Source organism: Frateuria sp., from assembly GCF_035943815.1.
Classification (GTDB): Bacteria; Pseudomonadota; Gammaproteobacteria; order Xanthomonadales; family Rhodanobacteraceae; genus Frateuria_A.
This window is the reverse complement of sequence record NZ_DASZBU010000001.1, coordinates 12,991-35,521: the sequence shown is the minus strand read 5'-3', so window position 1 is coordinate 35,521 and position 22,531 is coordinate 12,991. Positions and strand designations below refer to the sequence as shown.

Annotated in this window: 18 protein-coding genes and 1 tRNA gene; 8 read left to right on the top strand and 11 right to left on the bottom strand. The window is 67.7% G+C overall.

Annotated features, from left to right (window positions below):
• Positions 1 to 43: 43 nt before the first annotated feature.
• Entirely contained in the window at positions 44 to 547 is a 504-nt protein-coding gene (locus tag VGU65_RS00150) for a DUF4124 domain-containing protein (protein WP_327472127.1), read from the top strand.
• Between the two features lie 60 nt (positions 548 to 607).
• Entirely contained in the window at positions 608 to 1,525 is a 918-nt protein-coding gene (locus VGU65_RS00145) for a branched-chain amino acid transaminase (RefSeq protein WP_327472126.1), read from the top strand.
• 170 nt (positions 1,526 to 1,695) lie between these two features.
• Here the strand turns inward: VGU65_RS00145 and VGU65_RS00140 are convergent, their stop codons facing one another.
• The 5 genes from VGU65_RS00140 to VGU65_RS00120 form a co-directional block, all read right to left on the bottom strand.
• Positions 1,696 to 2,985 (bottom strand): sensor histidine kinase, encoded by a 1,290-nt coding sequence (locus VGU65_RS00140; protein WP_327472125.1) that lies wholly within the window; start codon positions 2,983 to 2,985, stop codon positions 1,696 to 1,698.
• Positions 2,969 to 3,655 (bottom strand): response regulator transcription factor, encoded by a 687-nt coding sequence (locus VGU65_RS00135; RefSeq protein ID WP_327472124.1) that lies wholly within the window; start codon positions 3,653 to 3,655, stop codon positions 2,969 to 2,971. Before VGU65_RS00135 ends, VGU65_RS00140 begins: the two co-directional genes overlap by 17 nt.
• A 369-nt stretch (positions 3,656 to 4,024) precedes the next feature.
• Positions 4,025 to 4,897 (bottom strand): 30S ribosomal protein S6--L-glutamate ligase, encoded by an 873-nt coding sequence (rimK, locus tag VGU65_RS00130; RefSeq protein WP_327472123.1) that lies wholly within the window; start codon positions 4,895 to 4,897, stop codon positions 4,025 to 4,027.
• Between the two features lie 27 nt (positions 4,898 to 4,924).
• Complete coding sequence (locus tag VGU65_RS00125) at positions 4,925 to 5,386, bottom strand: ATP-dependent zinc protease family protein (protein ID WP_327472122.1); 462 nt, start codon at positions 5,384 to 5,386, stop codon at positions 4,925 to 4,927.
• A gap of 63 nt (positions 5,387 to 5,449) precedes the next feature.
• A tRNA-Gly gene (locus VGU65_RS00120) sits at positions 5,450 to 5,523 on the bottom strand.
• Between the two features lie 215 nt (positions 5,524 to 5,738).
• On the opposite strand from VGU65_RS00120, the gene VGU65_RS00115 reads away from it, so the two are divergent.
• The 6 genes from VGU65_RS00115 to VGU65_RS00090 all read left to right on the top strand — a co-directional run bounded on the left by VGU65_RS00115 (position 5,739) and on the right by VGU65_RS00090 (position 14,846).
• Entirely contained in the window at positions 5,739 to 7,964 is a 2,226-nt protein-coding gene (locus VGU65_RS00115; RefSeq protein WP_327472121.1) for a DUF6600 domain-containing protein, read from the top strand.
• A 98-nt stretch (positions 7,965 to 8,062) separates the two neighbouring features.
• Entirely contained in the window at positions 8,063 to 8,761 is a 699-nt protein-coding gene (gene trmB / locus VGU65_RS00110; protein ID WP_327472120.1) for a tRNA (guanosine(46)-N7)-methyltransferase TrmB, read from the top strand.
• A 204-nt stretch (positions 8,762 to 8,965) separates the two neighbouring features.
• Positions 8,966 to 10,783: an SLC13 family permease gene (locus VGU65_RS00105; RefSeq protein ID WP_327472231.1), complete on the top strand. Its 1,818-nt coding sequence runs from the start codon at positions 8,966 to 8,968 to the stop codon at positions 10,781 to 10,783.
• Between the two features lie 233 nt (positions 10,784 to 11,016).
• Positions 11,017 to 12,198 (top strand): MraY family glycosyltransferase, encoded by a 1,182-nt coding sequence (locus tag VGU65_RS00100; protein WP_327472119.1) that lies wholly within the window; start codon positions 11,017 to 11,019, stop codon positions 12,196 to 12,198.
• A 263-nt stretch (positions 12,199 to 12,461) separates the two neighbouring features.
• Positions 12,462 to 13,418 (top strand): ATP-grasp fold amidoligase family protein, encoded by a 957-nt coding sequence (locus VGU65_RS00095; protein WP_327472118.1) that lies wholly within the window; start codon positions 12,462 to 12,464, stop codon positions 13,416 to 13,418.
• 183 nt (positions 13,419 to 13,601) lie between these two features.
• Entirely contained in the window at positions 13,602 to 14,846 is a 1,245-nt protein-coding gene (locus VGU65_RS00090; RefSeq protein WP_327472117.1) for a glycosyltransferase, read from the top strand.
• A gap of 33 nt (positions 14,847 to 14,879) precedes the next feature.
• On the opposite strand, the gene cysN is transcribed toward VGU65_RS00090, so the two are convergent.
• From cysN to VGU65_RS00060, 6 genes are all read right to left on the bottom strand, one after another.
• Entirely contained in the window at positions 14,880 to 16,778 is a 1,899-nt protein-coding gene (cysN, locus tag VGU65_RS00085) for a sulfate adenylyltransferase subunit CysN (protein ID WP_327472116.1), read from the bottom strand.
• Positions 16,778 to 17,755, bottom strand: a complete 978-nt coding sequence (cysD, locus tag VGU65_RS00080) for a sulfate adenylyltransferase subunit CysD (RefSeq protein WP_327472115.1) — start codon at positions 17,753 to 17,755, stop codon at positions 16,778 to 16,780. Before cysD ends, cysN begins: the two co-directional genes overlap by 1 nt.
• A 121-nt stretch (positions 17,756 to 17,876) precedes the next feature.
• Entirely contained in the window at positions 17,877 to 18,977 is a 1,101-nt protein-coding gene (locus tag VGU65_RS00075) for a sulfotransferase family protein (protein ID WP_327472114.1), read from the bottom strand.
• On the bottom strand, positions 18,977 to 19,831 hold the full coding sequence (locus VGU65_RS00070; RefSeq protein WP_327472113.1) for a sulfotransferase family protein: 855 nt from the start codon (positions 19,829 to 19,831) through the stop codon (positions 18,977 to 18,979). Before VGU65_RS00070 ends, VGU65_RS00075 begins: the two co-directional genes overlap by 1 nt.
• Before the next feature lie 104 nt (positions 19,832 to 19,935).
• Complete coding sequence (locus VGU65_RS00065) at positions 19,936 to 21,444, bottom strand: lipopolysaccharide biosynthesis protein (RefSeq protein ID WP_327472112.1); 1,509 nt, start codon at positions 21,442 to 21,444, stop codon at positions 19,936 to 19,938.
• A 130-nt stretch (positions 21,445 to 21,574) separates the two neighbouring features.
• The gene (locus VGU65_RS00060; RefSeq protein WP_327472111.1) at positions 21,575 to 22,522 is read right to left on the bottom strand and encodes a glycosyltransferase family 2 protein; all 948 of its coding nucleotides are present in this window, start codon (positions 22,520 to 22,522) and stop codon (positions 21,575 to 21,577) included.
• Between the last annotated feature and the right edge of the window lie 9 nt (positions 22,523 to 22,531).

Here is a 22,531-nt window from a genome sequence, read left to right as displayed (position 1 = left end):
CCGGCCGCCGAGCGGCTATGCTCGGCCGATGCCTGCACTGCGCATGTCCTGCCTGCTGCTGTTGAGCCTCGCCGCGTTCTGCGCGCGGGCGCAGACGCCGATCCATCGCTGCATCGGCGCGGATGGCCTGCCGGTGTTCACCGACCAGCCCTGCGCCAGCCTGCAGGCCACGCCTGCGCCGGCGACCTCGGCCGCGATCCCGCCGCCCTCGCTGCGCCCGCCTGCGGTCACCTGCGCCGTCGACGCCGAGGCGCTGCGCCAGGCCGTCATCGACGCCTTCGCCGACGGCGATGCCAACCGTCTCGCCGGCCTGATGCTCTGGGCCGGCTACGGCAAGCGTGCCGCGGTGGCCGACATACGCACCCTGGCCGCGCTGATGCGGCGGCCCTTGTTGGGCATCGAGCTGGCGGATACTGGAGCCGATCCAGCGGCCGGCAGGCCCGCGCTCGTCGTGCGTACCGTCGCCGCGGACGGCAGCGCCGGCAGCGAGGAAACCCGCTTCGCCATCGAGCCGCACTCCGGCTGCCTGTGGCTGCGCCAGGAATAGGCACGCGCGGCGGGTCGGGTCCAACGGGTATCATGGGCGGTCCCCTGCAGGAGAACCGTCATGGCGCAGCAATACCCCGAGTGGATCTGGCAGAACGGTGAGATCAAGCCGTGGCGCGAGGCCACCACCCACGTGATGTCGCATGCGCTGCATTACGGCTCTTCGGTGTTCGAAGGCATCCGCAGCTACGCCACGCCCGACGGCGCGGCGATCTTTCGCCTGACCGACCACCTCAAGCGGCTTTACCAGTCGGCGAAGATCTACGACATGGTGCTGCCCTACTCTCAGGACGAGCTGGCCGCCGCCTGCCGCGACGTCATCAAGAAGAACGGCCTGGCCGCCGCCTACCTGCGTCCGGTGGCCTACCGGGGCCTGGGTGGTTTCGGCCTCTCCGCCGAGACGCCGATCGATGTCGCCGTGGCGGCCTGGCCGATGGGCCCGTATCTCGGGCCCGAGGCGCTCGAGCAGGGCATCACCGCCTGCGTGTCGAGCTGGCAGCGCTTCGCGCCCAACACCATCCCCGCGGGCGCCAAGGCCGGCGGCAATTACCTCTCCGGCCAGCTGATCGCGCGCGAGGCGCGCCGGCTGGGCTTCGGCGAGGGCATCGCGCTGGCCAACACCGGCCTGCTCAGCGAGGGCGCGGGCGAGAACCTGTTCCTGGTGTTCGACGGCGTGCTGCACACTACGCCGGCCAGCGCCTCGATTCTTACGGGTATCACGCGCGATACGTTGAAGACGCTGGCGCACGAAGACGGCATCGAAGTCGTCGAGCGCGACCTGCCGCGCGAGTATCTGTATCTTGCCGATGAAGTGCTGATGTGCGGCACCGCCGCCGAAGTGACGCCGATCCGCTCGATCGACGGCAAGCAGATCGGCAACGGCACGGCCGGACGCGTGACGCGCCGGCTGCAGGAGCTGTACTTCGGCCTGTTCGACGGGCGCACGAACGACCAGTGGGGTTGGCTCGAACCGGTGTAACCGCTCTGCACTCTCTCCCCCGGCGCAGCCGGGGGAGAGGGTTGGCTAGAGGGGGAGGCCTTTCGCCTCCCCAAAAGGCCGCAGCGATGCGGCCTTTTCTTCTTTGGCAATGACGAAGGTCCCCGCGAGCCCCCGATCCCAGCTGTCTCCCTGCGGGGAGAGGTAAAAGATCAGCCCGGCTCGAACACCAGGCTTGCGATCGCGCCGTTGGCGTCGCTGCGCGGCCGCATCGATACCTGCCAGCCGTACAGGTCGCACAGCCGGCGCACGATCGCCAAGCCCAGCCCCGCGCCGCTGCCGCCTGCGCCTTCGCCGCGCACGCCGCGCTGGAACAGCCGCTCGGCGTCCTCCGGCTTGATGCCGGGGCCGGTGTCGATCACCTCGACCCGGCCGCGGCCGATCTCCACCCGCACCAGCCCTTCGAGCGTGTACTTGATCGCATTGCCGATCAGATTGGTCAGCGCGACCGACAACACCGAAGCGGGCGCGTTAACGCTCACCGGCGCACCCACGGCCAACTCGATGCCCAGCGGCTTGTCGCGCATCTGCGGGCGCTGACTCTCGATCACGTCGGCTGCCACCTTGGCCACGTCGGTGGTCTCGCCGCGCGTGGGTCCGCGCCGTTCCGCGCGCGAGAGCAGCAGCAGCGCCTCGATCAGCTCGGTGGCCTGGCGCGAGGAGCGCTCGATGCGCTTGAGCCGCTCGCGCAGCTTGTCGGTGAGATCGGGCGAACCCTGCAGCAGCTCGGTGGTGCTGGCGATCACCGCCAGCGGCGTGCGCAGTTCGTGGCTGACGTCGGAGTTGAACTCGCGGTCGCGCTCGACCATCGCGGTCAGCCGCGCCGCGTATTCGTCCAGCGCCAGCGCCAGCTCGCCGACCTCGTCGTCGGCAAAATGCGGCGCCAGCGGCTCGGCCTTGCCGGCCTTGCGGAAGCCGCGCAGGCGTGTGGCCAGCTCGCTGACCGGCTTGAGCACCTTGCGCGACAGCCATAGGCCCAGCACCAGCGAGAGCAGGCCGAACAGGAGCACCGCCCCGATCACGCTGACCAGCAACTGCCGCTTGCCCAGCTCCTCGCGCGTGACGTCGTAGCGGACGAACCCGATCAGGCCATACTTGCGACGCACCGCCAGCTTGTAATGGTGCGGCTTGCCGTCGCTGCCTTTCTCGTAGATGTCGTGCACGCCGCTTTCGAGGTTCTGCCAGGCCAGTGGCATGTTGTAGAGCGTGCGTTCGCTACGCATCCACGCTTCCACCAGCTCCGAGCCGGCGGGCTTGCTCGGGTCCTGATGGACGTGCTCGACTGCCTGATCGACGTCCTGCTGCAGTGACGCCGTGACAAGCTGGTCCTCCACCCGCGTGCGGATGTTCAGAGCTGCAAACGCAAACAACGCGCTGAGGCCGAAGCCGAACAGCGCGAAGGAGACGATCAACCGGAACCGCAGCTTACGCCTGGACAGCATCCGGCTCGACCATGCGGTATCCGATGCCGTGCCGCGTATGGATCAGCGGCTTGTCGAAGGGTTTGTCGATCGCCGCGCGCAGGCCATGGATATGCACGCGCAGCGAATCGGAATCGGGCAGTTCCTCGCCCCATACGCGCTGTTCCAGGTCTTGCCGGGTGACCACCGAGGGGCTGGCTTCCATCAGCGCCTGCAGCAGCTTCAGGCCGATCGGGTTCAACTGGATCGACTTGCCGTCGCGGGTGACCGTCAGCGTGTCCAGGTTGTAGGTCAGGTCGGCGACCTTGAGCACGCGGCTCTGCGGACCCTTGCCGCGGCGCGCCAGCACTTCCAGCCGCGCGGCAAGTTCCTGCAGGGCGAAGGGCTTGGTCATGTAGTCGTCGGCGCCGGACTCGAAGCCGGTGAGCTTTTGCTCCAGCGCGTCGCGCGCGGTGAGCATCAGCACAGGCGTCTGCTTGTGCGCCTCGTGGCGCAGCTTGCGCGCCACGTCCAGGCCATCCATGCCCGGCAGGGTGAGGTCCAGCACGATCACGTCGAAGTCGTGCACTACGGCCAGGTGCAGGCCGGTGACGCCGTCGCCGGCGAAGTCGACCACGTGGCCGCGGTCTTCCAGGTAATCGCCGATGTTGGTCGCGATATCGCTGTTGTCTTCAATCACAAGGACACGCATGCGCCACTCCATAGGCCACTGGCTGTCGAGGTAAGCAAGCTTAACAAGCTTGCCGTCACGGGGGCGGCCGGTGCAGGCCGTGCCAATAAAAAGGCCCAGATGCCCGACTCGTCGCCGGCGCACCTGGGCCTAAAGCTTACTGCCCCGATACCGAAATCTGCCGTCACCAACTTGCAGTGGGTGCCAGGCACATTGCAGTAGGGGATGTTATAGGTTCAGCACGGTTACGACGGGGTTAATGCGACCTGACGGGCGGGTTAAGCGATGCCGCCGCCGGCTGCGGCGCCGTCGACATGTTGCTCACGGTGTCGGCGGCGATCTGCGGGCGCCTCAGGCTTATGGCCGCGCAAGGAATGCCCGCGCAAACGCTTATGGATGCCGTTCCACGAAGGCGATGATTTGCCCCGCGACGTCCACCCCGGTAGCCGCTTCGATGCCCTCCAGGCCAGGCGAGGCATTCACTTCCAGCAGCAGCGGCCCGCGCCGGGAGCGCAGCAGGTCGACGCCGGCGATCCCCAGGCCCAGCGCAGCGGCCGCGCGCACGGCGATGCGCTTTTCGTCGGCGCTCGGTATCACCTTCACCGCGCTGCCGCCACGATGCAGGTTGGCGCGGAAATCGCCGGGGCTGGCGTCGCGCTGCATGGCCGCGATCACCTTCTTGCCGACCACGAAGCAGCGCAGGTCGCTGCCCTTGGCCTCCGCGATGAACTCCTGCACCAGGAAATTCGCGTACAGGCCGCGAAAGGCTTCGATCACGCTCTGCGAGGCGCTGCGTTTCTCCGCCAGCACCACGCCGGTACCCTGGCTGCCTTCGTTCAACTTGATGACGTGCGGCGGCTCGCCGAGCATGGCCAGCACATCGTTGGTGTCGTCGGGGTTGTCGCCAAACACGGTCACCGGCATGTCGAGCCCGTGCGAGGCGAGGATCTGCAAGGCGCGCAGCTTGTCGCGCGCGCGCAGCACCGCGTCGGAGGAGTTGGGTGTGTACACGCCCATCATCTCCAGCTGGCGCAGCACGGCCGTGCCGTAGAAGGTTGCGGTAGTGCCGATGCGCGGGATCACCGCGTCGATCTCGCGCAGGGCCTTGCCCTTGTAGCGCACGGAAACGTCGTTCGGAGCGATGCGCACATAGCAGCGCAACGGGTCTAGCACGCGCACCACGTGGTTGCGTTCGCGCGCGGCCTCGACCAGCCGGCGGGTCGAGTACAGCCGCGTGTTGCGCGACAGGATCGCGATCTTCATGGGAATGACCGGTGAGGTTTGGGCGACTCAGGACAGGCCCGGCGCCGCGGATGCGGCTCGGGGGCGTGGCTGGGTGTAGGAAAGCGCCGGGTCCACCGCGAAACGACCCAGCAGGGCGCTGCGGCCGAGCAGCATGGGAAACAGCATATGCCGGCGGTCGGTGAGGCTGATGTCGATGGGAAAGCGCTCGCCGGCCAGCAGCACCTCGCTGCGCACGAACCAGCGCTCGGTGCTGTGCCCGCCGGTGTCGGTGACCACGCGCCGCTCCAGGGCGGGCGCCTCGCACTGCACGGTGTGCCGGTGGCGTGGCCCAAGCGTGAGCGAAAAGCGCAGCCAGGTCGCCCCCTCCCGCTGAAAGGTGTCCAGCGCATCGACGTGCAGCGAACTTGAGCGGGCGCCGGTATCGAGCTTGGCCTTGAGCTGGCCAATGCCGAACTGCGGCAACGCCAGCCGCTCCCGCCAACCGAGGGTGATCACGCCTGCATTCATCCGCACACGCCGCAGTCCGATGAGGGGCCCGACGGGGATCGGGCTTTCGTGTTGGAGCGAAGCTGGAGCGGGTGAAGGGAATCGAACCCTCGTCAGTAGCTTGGGAAGCTACAGCTCTACCATTGAGCTACACCCGCGTTCGCCGGGATGGTAACCCGGGAAACGACGGGCAGGAAATGCCCCTCGCGAAAAACCGGTAGCCAGCCAGGCTCAATGCGGTGTGAACCGCACATGGCGGCCGGCTGAACCGTCATGCGCATCGGCCCGTTGCCGGATGAACGGCCGGCCCATAATCGGCCATCGCGTCGTGACGAGAACCGTTCCCGTGCCCAAACATGGCGGAGAGGACATCATGCGTGCACCGTCGAAGCTGCAGCTGATCTGGCGCTCTTGCGCCGCAACCGTGCTGTTGTGCGCCGGCGGTGTGCTGCACGCGCAGGCGGCCGACACCGCGGGCGACCCGCCCGATCGCGTCGCGCGGCTTTCCTACCTGGAGGGCGACGTCGGCCTGCTGCCTTCCGGCGGGCAGGACTGGGGCGAAGCGGGCATCAACCGTCCGTTGACCAGCGGCGACCGGCTTTCCAGCGCCGCCGGCGCCCGCGCCGAGCTGGAGCTCGGCGGCGCCGCGCTGCGCCTGGACGGCCAGACGGACGTGGGCGTCCTGCAGCTGGACGACCGCATGGCCCAGCTCGAACTGACCCAGGGCACGCTCGCCCTGACCGTGCGCCGGCTGGACGATGGCCAGAGCTACGAGATCGACACGCCGACTGTCGCGCTGGTGGTCGACCATCCCGGCAGCTTCCGCGTCGATGTCGATCGCGACGGCCAAGGCACCCGCGTCACCGCCTTCGACGGCAGCGCCACGGTCTACGGCGAGAACGATGCGCAGCGGCTGGTCGTCGCCGGGCGCAGCTACCGCTTTGCCGATTCCTCGCTGAACGACGTCGCCTTGGAAGACATAGCAGGCGGCGACGGCTTCGACGCATGGTCCAACGAGCGCGACCGCCACTACGCCTCCTCCGGCTCGCGCCGCTACGTTTCCGAAGACGTGATCGGCTACCAGGATCTGGACAGCTACGGCCAATGGCGCAGCGACCCGGATTACGGCACGGTGTGGTACCCGGCCGACGTCGGCGCCGATTGGGCGCCCTACCGCGACGGCCACTGGGCCTGGGTCGCCCCTTGGGGCTGGACCTGGGTGGATGACGCGCCCTGGGGTTTTGCTCCCTATCACTATGGACGCTGGGCCTGGCGCGACGGCTGGTGCTGGGTGCCCGGGCCGATCGGCTGGCGTCCGGTGTACGCGCCGGCGCTGGTCGCCTTCGTCGGCGGCGGGCACTGGGGCGTATCGATCGGCAGCGCGCCGGTGGGCTGGTTCCCGCTCGGCCCGGGCGACGTGTACGACCCGTGGTACCGCAGCAGCCGCCGCTACTACACCCAGATCAACGTGACCAACATCTACGTGCGCAACGTCAACCGCACGGTGATCACCAACCGCATCGACAGCCGCTACCGCGACTGGAACCGCGGTATCGCCCCGCCGGTGCGTGCCATGGGCCATGACGCCCACGGGCCGCGCGGCTTCACCGCGATGCCTGCGCGCAACTTCGCCGAGGCCGACCGCGTGCAGCGGCACCAGCTGAGGCTGGACCCGGGCCAGCTAGCCGGCGCATCGGTGCTGACCCGCGCCGGCACGCCGCGCCCCACGCCCCGCAGCTTCGCCCCGCAGCGCCCGCCGCAGGCGCGCCCGCTGCCCGCGCAGGGCTTCCGGCGCGAGGTCGTGGCGTTGCACGCGCCGCGCATGGACATGGCGTCCGACGGTCGCATGCTTCGTCCGCGTCCGCAGGCGCCGGGGAATGTCCGTGTCCTGCAGACCCACGCGGCGACCCTGCCGTCGGTCGCGCGCATCGTACCGGCCGATCGTGCCCGCCCGCCGCGAGCGCCCGCGGATGACACGGCGCGTTTCGCCGGCGGTCGCGACATCCGCAGTAGCGACGCGGCCTCCGCCAGACCTGTTCGCGAGGAGCCGCTGCGCCCGGGTGAACTGCGCTCGGCGCGCTTCGCCCGCCCGGGCGGATACCTGCCCCACGAACCGGCGCAGCGCCCGGGCAGCGTGAGCTTCATTTCCAGCGGCGCGTCCGATCGCGAACCTGCCGCGCGCGGGGCCTCCCCGCTGCCGCAGGTACCGCGCTTCGAACGGGCCGCAGTGCAGCCCGCACCAGCACGCCGCACGGAAGGCGACATACCCCGTTTCCAGCAGGCGCCGCCGAATGCCGACGCACAGGCGCGGGCGGCACGCATCGAGGAAGTACGTCGCGAGCAGGCCATGCCGCCGCGCGGCGAACCCGCCCTGCCGGCCCGCATGCGCGCACCGGATTTCGAAGCGCAGCTGCGCGACCGCACACCGCCGCAACCGCAGCGTTTCGAGCGTGCACCCGACTTCCGCTCGATGCGGCCGATATCGCAGTCCCCACCGGTACAGCGCGCCGCCCCGCCGCCCACCCAGGCGCCCCAGCCGCGCCCGCCGGCAGAGCATCCACGACACGAGGCACCGCGCCGGCTCGACGACCAACACTGAGGCCTCCAGGCGGCGCCCTCGCGGCGCCGCCGCTACAATGCGCGCCCCCTCGGCGTGACACACAAGCGCCACGTCCATCGCAAACCCAGGCGCACGCCGTGACCGACCTTCCCGACCAGCCCCCGCACCTGCGCCGCATCCGCAGCTTCGTGCTGCGCGAGGGCCGCATGACCCCGGCCCAGCAGCGCGCCTTCGACGCGCACTGGGCTCGCTTCGGCATCGACTACACCGGCACCGTACAGGACCTGGGCGTGCGCTTCGGCCGGTACGCGCCACGGGTGCTGGAGATCGGTTTCGGCAACGGCGAGGCGCTGGCCTGGGCCAGCGAGCATGATCCCGCCCGCGACTACGTGGGCATCGAGGTGCACGGCCCCGGCGTGGGACGCCTGATGAACGCATTGGCGGCGCACGACGCGCACAACGTGCGCATCTACAAGCACGACGCGGTCGAGGTGCTGGAGCACGAGATCGCGCCGGGCACGCTGGCCGAGGCACGGCTCTGGTTTCCCGACCCCTGGCACAAGAAGCGGCACAACAAGCGGCGCATCGTGCAGCCGGAATTCGTCGCCCTGCTCGCCTCGCGCATGGCGCCCGACGGCCTGCTGCACCTGGCAACCGACTGGCAGCCCTACGCCGAACACATGCTCGAAGTGATGGAAGCGGCGCCCGCCTGGCGCAACGCCGTCGCGCCGGGCCGGTACGCGCAGAAGCCGGCCTGGCGCATCGAGACACACTTCGAGCGGCGTGGCCTGAGGCTCGGGCATGGCGTTTGGGACCTGCTCTATCGCAAGGCGTGATGGGTTGCTCCCTCTCCCCGGAAGGGATGAGGGTTCGAGCTATGCGCGAGCCCTAGGTTCACCAGCCGCTGGGATGCCCCGCTTATACTGGCCGGCAAACAGGGACGGGCCCGGCCGCGTGAGGCAACCACTGCACAATCCCATCCGCTTCCACCACCAGCCCCACCTGGACGATCGCTAGTGGCCCTCGCGCTCACCCCCGAAATGATCCTGGTGCTCGGGCTGGTGGGCTTCACCATGCTGATGCTGGTGCTGGAGTGGATCCGCGCCGACATGGTGGCGCTGCTGGTGGTGGTGGTGATCGGCCTGACCGGGCTGATTCCCTCCGATCGCGTGTTCAACGGCTTCGCCGGCAACGCGGTTATCGCGATCATCGCGATCATGATCATGGGCGCGGGGCTGGACCGCGCCGGCGTGCTCTCGCTGACCGCCAGTTTCGTGATGCGCATGGCGCGCGGCAGGGAGTCGCGTCTGGGCGTCGTGATCAACTCGGTCACGAGCCTCTTCAGTGCGGTGATCCCGAGCCAGGCACTGGCGGCGCTCATGATCCCGGTGACCAGCCGCCTGTCCGCGCGCACCGGCGTGCCGATCTCGCGGCTGCTGTTGCCGATGGGCTTCTGCATCCTCACCGCGACCAACACCACGCTGATCGCCAACTCGCCGCTGATCGTCCTCAACGACCTGATCGCCAGCGCCAACGCCAACCTGCCGCCCGGCGCGCACACCATTCCGAAATTCGGCCTGTTCAGCGTCACGCCCGTAGGCCTGCTGCTTGCCCTGCTGGGCATCGCCTACTTCTGGCTGTTCACCCGCCGGCTGCTGCCCGAGCGCGAAGACGAGCGGCTGAAGGTCACCCCGGGCCGTACCGAAAGCTACTTCGCCGAGACCTACGGGATCGGCGGCGAGACGGCCGAACTGACTGTCACCGCCGAGAGTCCGCTGGTCGGCATGAGCATCGGTGAAGTGGAACAGCTGCACGGCGCGCCGCTGATCTTGGCGATCAAGAGCGGCAATGACGCGCGCATGGCGCCGCCGGTCGACTACGTGATCTGGGTTGGCTCGGTGCTGGGCGTGCTGGCGCCGCGCGACCAGGTGGCGCAGTTCGCCAACAACCAGCTGTGCAAGGTGTCGCCGCGCATGCGGCAGCTGGGCGAGCTGTTCAACCCGACCCGTGCCGGCATCTCCGAGGCGGTGCTGCCGCCGTCTTCGCGCTTCCTCAAGCAGAGCGTGGGCGACCTGCGGCTGCGCAAGCGCTACGGCATCTCGGTGCTGGCGATCAACCGCGGCGACCAGGTGTTCCGCGACGATGTCCGCGGCGTGAGCCTGCGCGCCGGCGACACGCTGGTGCTGCACTCGAGCTGGCGCGACCTGGCGCTGGCGTCGGAAGACAAGGACCTGGTGGTCGTCACCGACATCCCCAAGGAGGAGCAGCGTCCAGGCAAGATCTGGCAGGCGGTGGGCTTCTTCCTGCTGGCCAAGTGCCTGGCGCTGTTCACCCACCTGGACTTGTCGGTAGCGATGATGACCGGCGCCATCGGCATGCTGCTGACCGGTGTGCTGAACATGGACGAGGCCTACAAGGCGGTCAACTGGAAGACGATCTTCGTGACCGCCTGCCTCATCCCGCTCGGATGGTCGATGGACGCCACCGGCACGGCCGCGTGGCTGGCACAGGAAGTGCTCAATCACCTGGGGGGCGCTTCGCCGTGGATCCTGCAGACGTGCCTGGCGGTGCTCACGCTGCTTTTTTCGCAGGTCATGTCGAACGTGGGCGCGACCGTGATGATGGTGCCCATCGCCATCAGTGTGGCGGTGGCCACCGGCGGCAATCCTTCAGCCTATGCGCTGATCGTGGCGGTATCCTCGTCCAACACCTTCCTGCTCAGTTCCGGACATCCGGCGCTGATGATGGTGGCCGGCCCCGGCGGCTACCGCGGCAAGGATTTTCTGCGCGTGGGCGTGCCGCTTACCTTACTGGTGCTGGTGGCCTCCCTGGTCGCCATCAACCTGATGTTCCGCTGAACCGCGAGCGGGCCGGACAGGCGCCTGGGCGCCTCCTTTGCAGGCTTCAGGCCCCTGCCTCTCATTGACGAGAATTGCACTGGCGGCTGCCTACTCTTGCCCGAAGCCCGATCAGTCGGGCCAGGGAACGGGGATATCCGGTTATGCCTGCGCATGCAGGTGGTGCCGTGTTCGGTGGCGGAGATGGTCCGTCTGCCGACATGGCCCATTCAGGACGATGGGACACAGCCACTATGCAGTACTCCCGGATACTTATCGCTTGCCTTACCGCCGCCTGTGTTTCGGGGCTGGCGATCGCCGTGCTTTACCGCTTTGCCGAGCCCTGGGGCCTGGTCGACCGACCGAATGAGCGCAAGCTCCATGTCGGCCACGTACCCCTGATCGGAGGACTCGCCGCGTTCATCGGCGTGCTTGCCGGCACCGTCGTGGACGGACAGCCGCATCTCTACACTATCGCCCTGCTGGCTACCGCGGCCGTCCTCGCCCTGGTGGGCGCGCTGGACGACCGCTTCGATCTGTCCGTGCGCACGCGGCTGCTCGTGCAGACCGCCGCCGTGCTCACCATGGTCGCGGTGACTGGCGTGCAGATCCACACGCTGGGACACCTGTTCGGCCAGGAATTCGAACTTGGCGTGTTCGGCATACCGCTGACCGTCGTGGCGGTGATCGGCCTGCTCAACGCCTTCAACATGATGGACGGCATCGACGGTCTGGCCGGCACGCTGGCGCTGGTGAGCATCGGCGCCATCATCATGTACCAGGGCCAGCCGCAGTGGCCGGGCGTGATCGTGCTGGTCCTGTTGGCCGGTGCGCTGGTGCCCTACCTGGCGGTCAACCTGGGACTGGTCGGCAAGAAGATCTTCCTGGGCGACGCTGGCAGCATGGTGATCGGCTACATGCTCGCCTGGTCGCTGATCCACCTGAGTCAGACCGGCCCGACCCACGAGCTGTCCACCATGGACGTGCTCTGGTGCGTGGCGCTGCCGGTGCTCGACACGCTGGCGGTGATGGTACGGCGGATCCGCGAGGGCAAGAGCCCGTTCAAGCCCGACCGCGGCCACGTACACCACATGATGATGCGCGCCGGCCTCGGTCCACGCACCACGCTGGTGGCGCTGGTGACGCTGGCCATCCTGCTGGCGCTGACCGGCATGCTCACCCACTCGCTGGCGCCCGGCAGCAACCTGCTCGCCTTCGGCGCACTCGCGGTGATCTACGTGACGCTGATGGGCCGCGTCTGGCAGAAGTTGCAGGCTACCCCGGCGATCCCAAAGCTGGCCTCTCCGCGCCAGACGCTCGAAGCGACCGGCCGCCTGCCCAGCAACGTGGTGCGACTGCAGTCCTCGGTGACTCTGCTGTCTCCGTATGCCAACAAGAAGGCCCAGGGATCCAAACGCGGCTCAGCCGCCAAGTAGGGGCCGGAGGGGCTGCGCTCTGATGAGCTGCCGCCCCTCTCCACCAGCGCATCACCACGTACAGGCCATGGCGGGCCCGCAGCGGATTCCATAGCAAGGCGTGCTCCGAACCGGAGCGTTCGCCCAGCCCTATTGCACGAACCGTCCACCAGGCACGGCGGACAATCGCGCCACCGCTTTCGTGGAACGCCACGGCCCGGACCCGACCGCACCAAAGGGCCGCGGCACCCGCGCCAGGCGCCGGTCAGGCAACAGGCAACGCAATGACGCAAAAGCTCAAGACGTTCCGCGAACAGATGTCCTCGCTGGTAATGGCGCTGCCCGATTGCGCCTTCTACCAGTACAAGTACCTGCTGACTCACCGGCGGATGTGCCGCTTCCACCAGCCTCAGCGCTTCTCGGAAAAGATCTTCCATCGCATGCGCTACCCGTCGCCGCTGTTTTCCCGGCTGGCCGACAAGATCGAGGTGCGCAGCTACATCGCCAATACGGTCGGTCCGCAATACCTGGTGCCGGCGCACCTGATAACCGAGCGGGTCGTGCCGGAAACCTTCGACGAGCTGCCCAAAAGCTTCGTGATGAAGGCCAACCACAGCTTCGGCCAGCTGCGCATCGTGCACGACAAGTACGACGAAGATCCGGCCGAGCTGGCGTGCCTGGCCAACCTGTGGATGACGTCGGAATTCCCGATGCGCATGCGCGAGAAGCACTACCGCTACATCCGCCCGCGCATCATCTTCGAGCATGCGCTGCTGACCGAACGCAGGCCGCCCGACGACTTCAAGTTCAACGTCTTCAATCCCGGCCCCGGCCAGAAACCCTACATCTTCATCCAGCACATGCAGGGCCGCTTCGAGCACCTGACGCAGGACCTGTACCTGGAGGACTGGCGCCCGGCACCCTTCCAGCTGCTGCACCAGAAGACCAGCGGCCGTCCGGCACCACGGCCCGACCAGCTGGACGAGATGCTGCAGATAGCGCGCAGGCTGGCCGAGCCGCTGGGTTACATGCGGGTGGACCTTTACCTGCACCAGGGACGCATCTATGTCGGCGAGCTCACGCTCACCCCCGGTGCCGGACGCTACATTTTCGACCCCAAGGAATGGGACGGATTACTCGGCACGAAATTCGGCTGGCCAGAACCCGCGCTGCGCGAGGACCTTCCGACCAGCGGCAGTGGTACCACGGCGGCGACGGTGCGCGTAGCCACACTGGAATGAACGCGATGGGCGCGAATCATTACTGCGAACCCAACTGCGAACCGAAGCCGTGACACAAGAACGCTCCAAGAAGCGGCCTCGCCCCCAACTGAGACCATCCTGTACGAAGCTGATGACGATCGACGCGAGACGGCGCCCGGGCGCGCCCACGAAACCGCAGCCAGCCGGAACAGACGCACGCCCATGAACAACGACAATAACCCCCAGGGTGACAAGCGGCCGAAGGTGATCGTCTACAAGTCGCGTCTGCTGCCCTATTCCGAGACCTTCATCCGCGATCAGGTGCGCATGCTCCGCGGCTGGCGTGCGATCCTGGCAGGCGACGGCAGGGTAAGCACCGGCCTTGCGCTCGATGGATTGGACGTGCGCCTGCTCGGCCACCGCCACCGCCTCGTGCAGCGCGTGGCCAACCGCAGCTCGCCTTACCTGATCTGGTCGCGGCCCAAGCTCCGCGCGCTCAAAGCCGAGCATGCGAACCTGCTGCACATCCACTTCGGCACCGACGCCTACCGGATCTGGCCATTGGCGCGCCAGTTGGACCTGCCGACCCTGATCACCCTGCATGGCTACGACATCAACACTTACCGCAGCTGGTGGGAGGCCGGCAACGGCGGGCGCTTCATGCGCGGCTTTCCCGAGGGCTTGCTGACGCTGGCGCAGGACCGGCGGATCCATTTCATCGCCGTGTCCAAGGCAATCCGGCAGGCGGCGATCGAATTCGGCTTGCCGGAGGAAAAGATCACCGTGCGGCATATCGGCGTGGACACCGGCAAATTCGCGCCGGGCCCCAAGCCGCTCGCCGATCGGCGGGACATCCTGTACGTGGGGCGCCTGGTGGAAAAGAAGGGCTGTCGCTACCTGCTGCAGGCCTTCGAGCAGATCCAGGACGACTTCCCCGAATACCGCCTGGTGATCGTCGGCAACGGACCGCTGGGCGAAGAACTGAAGGCCTACGCCCGCGAGCGGGGCGTGCGCGCGACCTTCCTAGGCGCGCTGCCGTCCGAGCGAGTGCGCCAGTGCCTGGACCAGACGCGCGTGTTCTGCCTGCCCAGCATCACCGCCGACAACGGCGACGCCGAAGGGCTGGGCATAGTGATCCTGGAAGCCCAGGCGGCCGGCGTCCCGGTGGTCACCTCAGCGCGCGGCGGCGCGCAGGAGGGCATCGTGCACGGCAAGACCGGCTTCGCCCACGCCGAGAAGGACGTCGCTGCACTGCGCGCCGGGCTGGTCGCTTTGCTGGAGAACGACGAGCTGGCCGACCAGTTCGGCCGTCGCGGACGCGAGCACGTGATCGCGACGATGGATATCGCCAGCTGCAACCAGCAGCTGGAGGAGCTCTATGAGCAGCACGCCTTCGGCACCATCTGCCACGCCGGCGCGTCGAGCAAAGTGAAGATATTCCCGCGCAGCGAACGGCAGTGCATCTGAGCCATCCCTCCCGCAAGGAAGGGATGCTCGCGATCAGACGCCGGGCAGCGTATCGATGACGCGCTGCGCGAGCTCCTCCACCGCCACGCCCTGCGTCTCAAGGTGAAGCTCTGGCTGCTCGGGCCGCTCATAGGGCGAATCGATGCCTGTGAAGTTGTGGATCTGGCCGGCGCGGGCCTTGGCATACAGGCCCTTGGGGTCGCGCTGCGCGCAGACTTCCAGCGGCGTGTCCACGAACACTTCGTGGAACTCGCCCTCGTCGAACAAGGCGCGGGCCATGCCGCGCTCGCTGCGGAACGGGCTGATGAAGGAGACCATTACGATCAGGCCAGCATCCACCATCAGCCTGGCCACTTCGGCCACACGGCGGATGTTCTCCACACGGTCTTCGGCGGTGAAGCCCAGGTCGCGGTTGAGGCCGTGGCGCACGTTGTCGCCGTCCAGCATGTAGGTGTGGTAGCCCATCGCGTGCAGCCGCTTTTCCACCGCGTTGGCGATGGCGGACTTGCCAGACCCGGACAGGCCGGTGAACCACAGGCAGGCCGGGGTCTGGCCCTTGATGAGCGCGCGCGCGGCGCGGTCGACGTCGGTGTGCTGCCAGTGGATGTTGTCCGCGCGGCGCAGCGCGAAGCTCAGCGTACCGGCGGCCACGGTCGCGTTGGTCTGGCGGTCGATCAGGATGAACCCGCCCAGCTCGCGGCAATCGGCATAGGACTCGAAGGCGATCGCGTGATCGAGCCCCAGGTTGCAGTAGCCGACCTCGTTGAGCTCCAGGCGCTTGGCCGGGCGCCTCTCCTGCGTGTTCACATCTACGCGGTGCTTGATTTCGGTGACCTGCGCGGTGACCAGCCGGGCGCCGATCTTCATCCAGTAGGGACGCCCCGGCAGCAGTGCGGCCGCATCCATCCACAGCAGGTGCGCGGCAAACTGGTCGGCCACCTGCGGCGGCTGCGAGGTGCTGGCGATCACGTCCCCGCGGCTGATGTCGCGCTCGTCCTCCAGCTGGATCGCCACCGCGTCGCCGGCGGCGGCCTGCGGCAGGTCGCCATCGGCAGTGACGATGCGCGCCACGCGCGAGCGTACCCCGCTGGGCAAGACCACCACTTCGTCGCCCGGCGCGACCGAGCCGGCGACGACCTGCCCCGCGTAGCCGCGGAAATTCTGGTTGGGCCGGCACACCCATTGCACCGGCATGCGGAAGCCGAGCTTGCTGACGGAGCGGTCGACCTGCACCGTCTCGAGCTGCCCGAGCAGGCTCGGGCCGTTGTACCAGGCCATCTTCGTGGAGCGCCTGGAAACGTTCTCGCCGTGCAGCGCTGAAAGCGGCACGGCCGTGACCTGTTCGATACCCATCTGAGCGGCGACCACGCGATAGTCGCTCTCGATGCGCCTGAAGATGTTCTGCGCATAGCCCACCAGGTCCATCTTGTTGACGGCCAGTACGACATGGCGGATGCCAAGCAGGCCGCAGATGTAGGTGTGCCGGCGGGTCTGCGTGAGCAGGCCCTTGCGGGCATCGACCAGGACGATCGCCAGTTCCGCCGTGGATGCGCCGGTGGCCATGTTGCGGGTGTACTGCTCGTGGCCCGGGCAATCGGCCACGATGAACTTGCGCCGGTCGGTGCTGAAGAACCGGTAAGCCACGTCGATGGTGATGCCCTGCTCCTGCTCGGCCGCGAGGCCGTCGACCAGCAGCGCGAAATCCAGCTCGCCGTTCTGCGTGCCGTGGCGCAGGCTGTCATCCTCCAGCGCCGCCAGCTGGTCGTCGAACAGCAGCTTGGTGTCGTACAGCAGGCGTCCGAGCAGGGTACTCTTGCCGTCGTCCACGCTGCCGCAGGTGATCACGCGCAGCAGGCTCTTGGTCTCGTGCCGCTCCAGGTAGCCGTCGATCGCGGTGACCGCGCCCTGCGGATTCGTGTGCTCCACGGTCATCAGAAATATCCTTCCTGCTTCTTCTTTTCCATCGACGCGCCCACGTCATGGTCGATGACGCGGCCCTGTCGTTCGGACGTGCGCGCCACCAGCATTTCCTGGATCACCGCCGGCAGCGTGTCGGCCTGCGACTCGATCGCCGCGGTGAGCGGGTAGCAGCCCAGCGTGCGGAAGCGCACCTTGCGCATCTGCGGCACTTCGCCCGGCGCGAGCGGCATGCGCTCGTCGTCGACCATGATCAGCCGGCCGTCGCGCTCGACCACCGGACGCTCCCTGGCCAGGTACAGCGACGGCACCTCGATGTTTTCGCGGTAGATGTAGAGCCAGATGTCCAGCTCCGTCCAGTTGGACAGCGGGAACGCGCGCACGCTTTCGCCCTTGTGGATGCGGGCGTTGTAGAGGCTCCACAATTCGGGCCGTTGGCTCTTCGGATCCCAGCGCTGCTGCGCATTGCGGAAGGAGAACACGCGCTCCTTCGCGCGCGACTTCTCTTCGTCGCGGCGGGCGCCGCCGATGGCCGCGTCGAACTTGTATTGCGCCAAAGCCTGCTTCAGCGCCTGCGTCTTCATGATGTCGGTATGCACCGCCGCACCATGGGTGAACGGACCCACGCCCTGTTCCAGGCCCTCGCGGTTGGTATGCACCAGCAGCCGGCAGCCGGTTTCCTTCGCGCGGCGATCGCGGAACGCGATCATCTCGCGGAACTTCCAAGTGGTGTCCACGTGCAGCATGGGTATCGGCGGCGGCGCAGGATGGAACGCCTTCTGCATCAGGTGCAGCAGCACCGACGAATCCTTGCCTACCGAATAGAGCAGCACCGGGTTGGAAAACTCCGCCGCTACCTCGCGCATGATGTAGATGCTTTCGGCCTCCAGCCGCTTGAGATGCGAGGAGGCCGCCAAGGCTTTGAGATCGGCCTCGGGAGAAGACCGATGGCGCGGTTGCGCAGAGTCGTCGGGCGTCGCAGCCAGGTTCATGGGATCGTCCTTTCCGTCATGCATCGTGGACAGCGCGTATCGTTGCATCCTGGGTACGGCGCCGTAAAAGAAATCGATGGCCTTACCTCATGCCGCCATGGCATATCGGCCGCACCACGGCTTACACGCCGAGCCACAAGGCCATGCGGTTGGCCGCATAGGTCTTGGGCCGCTCCCGTTTGACCCGCCGATAGGGATGGCGTGCCTCCTTCCAGCGGTAGCCGAACGTCTCGAATACCGGCCCGGCGACATGGTTGGCCAGGGCGATCTCGTAATCGCTTATCTGCTCCTTCCACTCGTCCAGCGGACGTCGGGAGATACCTTCGAAGGGCTGGTTGCTCGTGCTGTTGCCGCTCCAAAGGCGGCCCATGGAGGTCGGCTGGAGCAGCGTCGGCTGGTAGCCGATGCCGAGGAAGGCCGCCACCTTGCGCATGACCGCCTCGGTGTCGCAGACGAGATCCTCGAAGCGCAGGCACAGGTAATTGGGCACCGCCAACCGGTTGGTGAACAGGTCGTGGTAGGAGTTGTGCAGCGACGAGGCCATGGGCCACAGGTACGGAAAGCGGGAGCTGCGCTTCTGCAGCATCCGGCGTACCGCGACGAGCGTGGCGTAAGGGTTGCGCACGATGTGGATGAAACGGGCGCCGGGGAAATAGCAGGCCAGCACGTAGGCGAATTCGGCGTGCTCCACCGACTTCTCCACCAGCGCGCGCCCTGCCGGGGGCGGCGCGCCCAGTGCCGCCTCATGGGCGGCACGCATGTAGCCGAGGAAAAACGAAGGCATGTCGTCCGGATCGAGCCTGCGCAGGCGCGCCTCGAGCACATCCATGCGGTACCGGAAGCCCGGCGCGTCGGCGTAAGGGTTGTCCGGGCCGGTGTCCTGCCGGATTTGCCGCAGCAACTGATCGAAGAAGTCCTGACGGCCGAGCGCTCGTGGGACGTTGCGCCGCCGCCGGTAGTCCACCCAATGATTGGTGAACTGGAACAGGTGGGTTTCCTTGGGCAGCACCGCCAATTCCGGATGGCCGTCCAGCAGGCTGCGCAGGAGGCTGCTGCCGCTCTTGTGCGAACCGAGCAGGAAGACCGGCGGCGCGTGGCTGGCCGCCTTCGTGCCTGCAGCGCCGGGGTGGGGACTGGCAAGAGCGTGCCCGGGGATGTATTCGCGAGAGGTCAGCGGCTCGGATATCCCCTGCTGGCGACCGGTGTAGATGGTCGGCTCCATCAGGCCGCCCCCGCATAGCCCAGGGCAGACATCGCCTTGGCGCACGTGGTTTCGATGATGCGCAGGTTGTCCCGGCCGAAGAATTTCTCCGGCGCCACGCCGCAGCCGCCGCGCGGCTGGTACTGCCGATCCTCGCCGCTGATATCGTTGACGACCCTCAGCCCCAGATCCTCCGCCAGCTGCTCGATGACCGCCACCTTGTCGGCCATGAAATCCTCATAGCGCACCAAGTGGATGGACGACTGCGCATCCAGGTACCCGTGGACCCCGAGGCTCCATCGCTGGGACAGGCGCGATACGTAATTGCCGCTGCTGATCGCCAGGCCCCGCCCGTCGATGATGGCCCGCCAACCCTTGTCGCTCGGCGGGATGAAGTTGTCCTCCGGCTCCAGTTCGCGCAGGTTGCCGGGAAGCTTCAGCCGGTTGAGGATGCTGCGGATGTTGTCGCGCGGGTCGCGCACCACGAACACCTGCGGCGAATGCGGAAAACGCGCCTTCAATTGCGGATAGAGGAAGGCGAAGTCCGGGTCCTTGACGATACCGGCCTGGAAATACGCGCTGAAGCGCTGCACGAAGGCGTCGACCGTGAGCCGCCCTTCCAGGATGTCCGGCAGCAGGAAATCCTTCGAGTCGTGGTACAGGACGTGCCAGAACGGGTCGTTGCTGAATCGGGTGCCGACGGCCTTGGCCAGCAGCGCCGCGATGGCCGTGGTGCCCGACTTGGGGCTGCCGCCGATGATCACCGGCTGCGGATACACGTGCGCCACCCGGTGCTGGCAGAAGCGGATGCACGAGCGTCCGATCCGTCGCACCTGCCGGAAGGGGTGCGGTAAGTCCCTGAGGAAAACGTGCATGAAAGTCCCTTCCTGCCGGTCACCACCGCAAGATCGTGACAGCGGCGAGGTCAAGACGATGTCCAGGCCGCTTGGCAACCGCGGCTGCGCGGCGCTTCCGGCACTCATCGCTTGCCTGCGCGAAGCTCCTGCACGATCTGCGCCTGCTCGCGCAGGTTGGCGCGACCGCCGGGCATGAGAAACCACGCCGCCAGGTACGCCACGCCGTAGAGCAACGCATCCAGCACGACCCAGTAGGTAGGCCAATGCGCGCGGGTGGCGTGCAGGGCCAACAGCACCACCCCGGCGGCGATCGATGCCGCGGCCGGCCGCGCCAGGGTGATCGCGGTTTGGCGCATGCGGATCGGCGTACCGCGGTAGCACCAGGCCAGGGTCGGCCAACTCAGCAGCGCACGGGTGACGCTGAAGGAAAAGGCCACGCCCAATGCGCCCCAGGGCAGCCCCACGAGGAACCCCAGCACCGTCAGCGGAGTGACCACCAGCTGCTGGCGCAGCTGTCGCGAGGTCTGCCCCAGCGCGCTGTAGACCCATCCGCCGGCGACATTGAAGGTACCGAAGAACGCCGCCACGCCCAGCGCCTGGAACATCGGCACCACCGGCAGCCAGCGGTGGCCCAGAGCAATCTCGATGACGTCCTGCGCGTCGGCGAGCAGGAAGCACACCACCGGCATGCCCAGGAAGGTGATCGCGCCCAGCGCGCGGTAGTAGAAACGAGCGAAGCGCTCGGGCTGGTCCTGCAGACGGCACAGGCCCGGCAGCACCACCGCGGAGATCGGCGCATTGATCTGCCCCACCGGAAGCAGCAGCAGCCGGTAGGCCTGGGTGTAGAAGCCCAGCGCCACGTCGGAGACGAAGCGGCCGATCAGGATGTTGTCCATGTTGCGGTTGGCGAAATTGAGGATATTGAAGCCGCTCTGGTTCGCCCCCAGCGCCACCATCGGCCGCACGCCCACGCCACGGCGAGGCAATCCCGGCAGCCAGCGGCAGTTCCATACCATCAGCACGAGCATGGTCACGCTGGTGCCGTAGTACTGGATCACCAGCGCCCAGTACCCGGCACCGAGCCAGGCGCTGGCGAACGCGACCAGGAAGCCGGCAATGCGCGCCGCCACGGTCACGGTGCCGATGGTGGCGAACCGCATCTGCCGTTGCATCAGCGCCGTGTGCTGGATGGCCAGGCTGTCGGTCACGATGGAGCCGGCCATCGCCACCACCAGCCACAGCACGCGCGCGTCACGGTAGAACCACGCCATCAGCGGCCCGAGCGCGGCCAGCAGCGCAGCGGCAGCCAGGCCAAGCGCCAGGTTCAGCCAGAACAGCGTGCTCACCTGCGCATGGTTGATCTCCGCGCTCTGCACGGTGGCCAGCGAGAGCCCTCCGGAACGCAGCACCGTGATGAACCCGATCATGGCGACGGTCTTGCCGAATACGCCGAATTCGGCCGGCGTCAGCATGCGCGCGAGCACCGCCATGCCGGCCAACTGCACGCAGAACAGCCCGGCCTGGCTGAGCAGGGTGGCGAACGCTCCGCGCACGCTGTGGCGACGCAGGTCGCGATGGACGTGCTGCATGTCGAACATGCGATGGACGCCGCGCGAGCGCGTATCGGTCATGACGGGTTGAGGACGGAGCACAAGCGGGCCGAGGCGTATTGTCGAGGCCGCAGACATTCGCCGGGACGCCGTGAAACGGCCGTATAGCGCATCGCGGTCCCGCTATGGGCGCGTTGCCCCGACTCCCCGCTCAACGTTGCGCGACGCGCCGGTACATGGCGCCGGTGCGTGCCTTGATGCGCGAGGAGATGCGGATGCCCAGGAATCTCGCCAGCAGCGCGCTGCGCGCGTTGTAGCCCTTGCTGTCCAGTCCGAACGACCGCGCCCTGTCGCTCCAGCGCGCTCCCAGCGCGTTCTCGCCGTTGGCGAAGGCGACCCATGCGTTCTTGCAGCACACCCGGCCCAGCGGCAGCGCGTAGGCATTGTTGCCATCATGATCGGCCTGCTTGCGCACCCAGCGCTCGAGCTGCTCGAAAACGATGTCGGCCGCGTACATCACGTCGCGGATCTGCGCCCGCGTGACGCGGTGCGGCGAGTCGTGCTGCCAGTACACGCCGTTGCCCTGGGTGGACACCGCGACCTTCAGGTCGCCGATCAGAGCGCGGATCATCAGCTCGCCGTCCTGGTCCTTGCGCAGCCGCTCGTCCCAGCCGCCGATCGTCCGCACGGCTTCGGTGCGCCAGGCGATGCAGCAGGGCGGGAAGAAGGCCTGGATGATCCAGTGGAAGATCCGCTCGCCGTTGTCCATCCGCAGCGGCTGGCGCAGCACGCCGCGCTCGCGCCCCTCGCCGTGGTAGACCCAGGGGCCGATCGCCACGTCCGCGGCGTCGCGCTCGAGCGCCTCGACCAGGCCGCCGAGCAACCCGTTCTCGACGTAGTCGTCGGCGTCCAGGAACATGACGTAAGGTGTATCCACCTGCGCCAGGCCCAGGTTGCGCGCGTGCGGTGCGCCGCCGTTCTGTTGCAGCGAGACCAGCCGCGCACCGGTCTTCCGCACCACCTGCGAGGTGGCATCGAACACGCCGTCCTCGACCACGACGATGTTGCGTTCCGGCACGCCCTCGGCCAGCACCGAGCGGATCGTGCGTTCCACCCAGTGCTCGCAACGGTACGAGGGGATTACGACGCTGAGGTTCACGAGAGGACC

Bases quoted from the DNA above. Each gene is read 5' to 3' on its own strand.
- VGU65_RS00150 (WP_327472127.1), top strand. From the start codon at position 44: ATGTCCTGCCTGCTGCTGTTGAGCCTCGCCGCGTTCTGCGCGCGGGCG.
- VGU65_RS00145 (WP_327472126.1), top strand. From the start codon at position 608: ATGGCGCAGCAATACCCCGAGTGGATCTGGCAGAACGGTGAGATCAAG.
- VGU65_RS00140 (WP_327472125.1), bottom strand. From the start codon at position 2,985: ATGCTGTCCAGGCGTAAGCTGCGGTTCCGGTTGATCGTCTCCTTCGCG.
- VGU65_RS00135 (WP_327472124.1), bottom strand. From the start codon at position 3,655: ATGCGTGTCCTTGTGATTGAAGACAACAGCGATATCGCGACCAACATC.
- rimK (WP_327472123.1), bottom strand. From the start codon at position 4,897: ATGAAGATCGCGATCCTGTCGCGCAACACGCGGCTGTACTCGACCCGC.
- VGU65_RS00125 (WP_327472122.1), bottom strand. From the start codon at position 5,386: ATGAATGCAGGCGTGATCACCCTCGGTTGGCGGGAGCGGCTGGCGTTG.
- VGU65_RS00115 (WP_327472121.1), top strand. From the start codon at position 5,739: ATGCGTGCACCGTCGAAGCTGCAGCTGATCTGGCGCTCTTGCGCCGCA.
- VGU65_RS00105 (WP_327472231.1), top strand. From the start codon at position 8,966: ATGATCCTGGTGCTCGGGCTGGTGGGCTTCACCATGCTGATGCTGGTG.
- VGU65_RS00100 (WP_327472119.1), top strand. From the start codon at position 11,017: ATGCAGTACTCCCGGATACTTATCGCTTGCCTTACCGCCGCCTGTGTT.
- VGU65_RS00095 (WP_327472118.1), top strand. From the start codon at position 12,462: ATGACGCAAAAGCTCAAGACGTTCCGCGAACAGATGTCCTCGCTGGTA.
- VGU65_RS00090 (WP_327472117.1), top strand. From the start codon at position 13,602: ATGAACAACGACAATAACCCCCAGGGTGACAAGCGGCCGAAGGTGATC.
- cysN (WP_327472116.1), bottom strand. From the start codon at position 16,778: ATGACCGTGGAGCACACGAATCCGCAGGGCGCGGTCACCGCGATCGAC.
- cysD (WP_327472115.1), bottom strand. From the start codon at position 17,755: ATGAACCTGGCTGCGACGCCCGACGACTCTGCGCAACCGCGCCATCGG.
- VGU65_RS00075 (WP_327472114.1), bottom strand. From the start codon at position 18,977: ATGGAGCCGACCATCTACACCGGTCGCCAGCAGGGGATATCCGAGCCG.
- VGU65_RS00070 (WP_327472113.1), bottom strand. From the start codon at position 19,831: ATGCACGTTTTCCTCAGGGACTTACCGCACCCCTTCCGGCAGGTGCGA.
- VGU65_RS00065 (WP_327472112.1), bottom strand. From the start codon at position 21,444: ATGACCGATACGCGCTCGCGCGGCGTCCATCGCATGTTCGACATGCAG.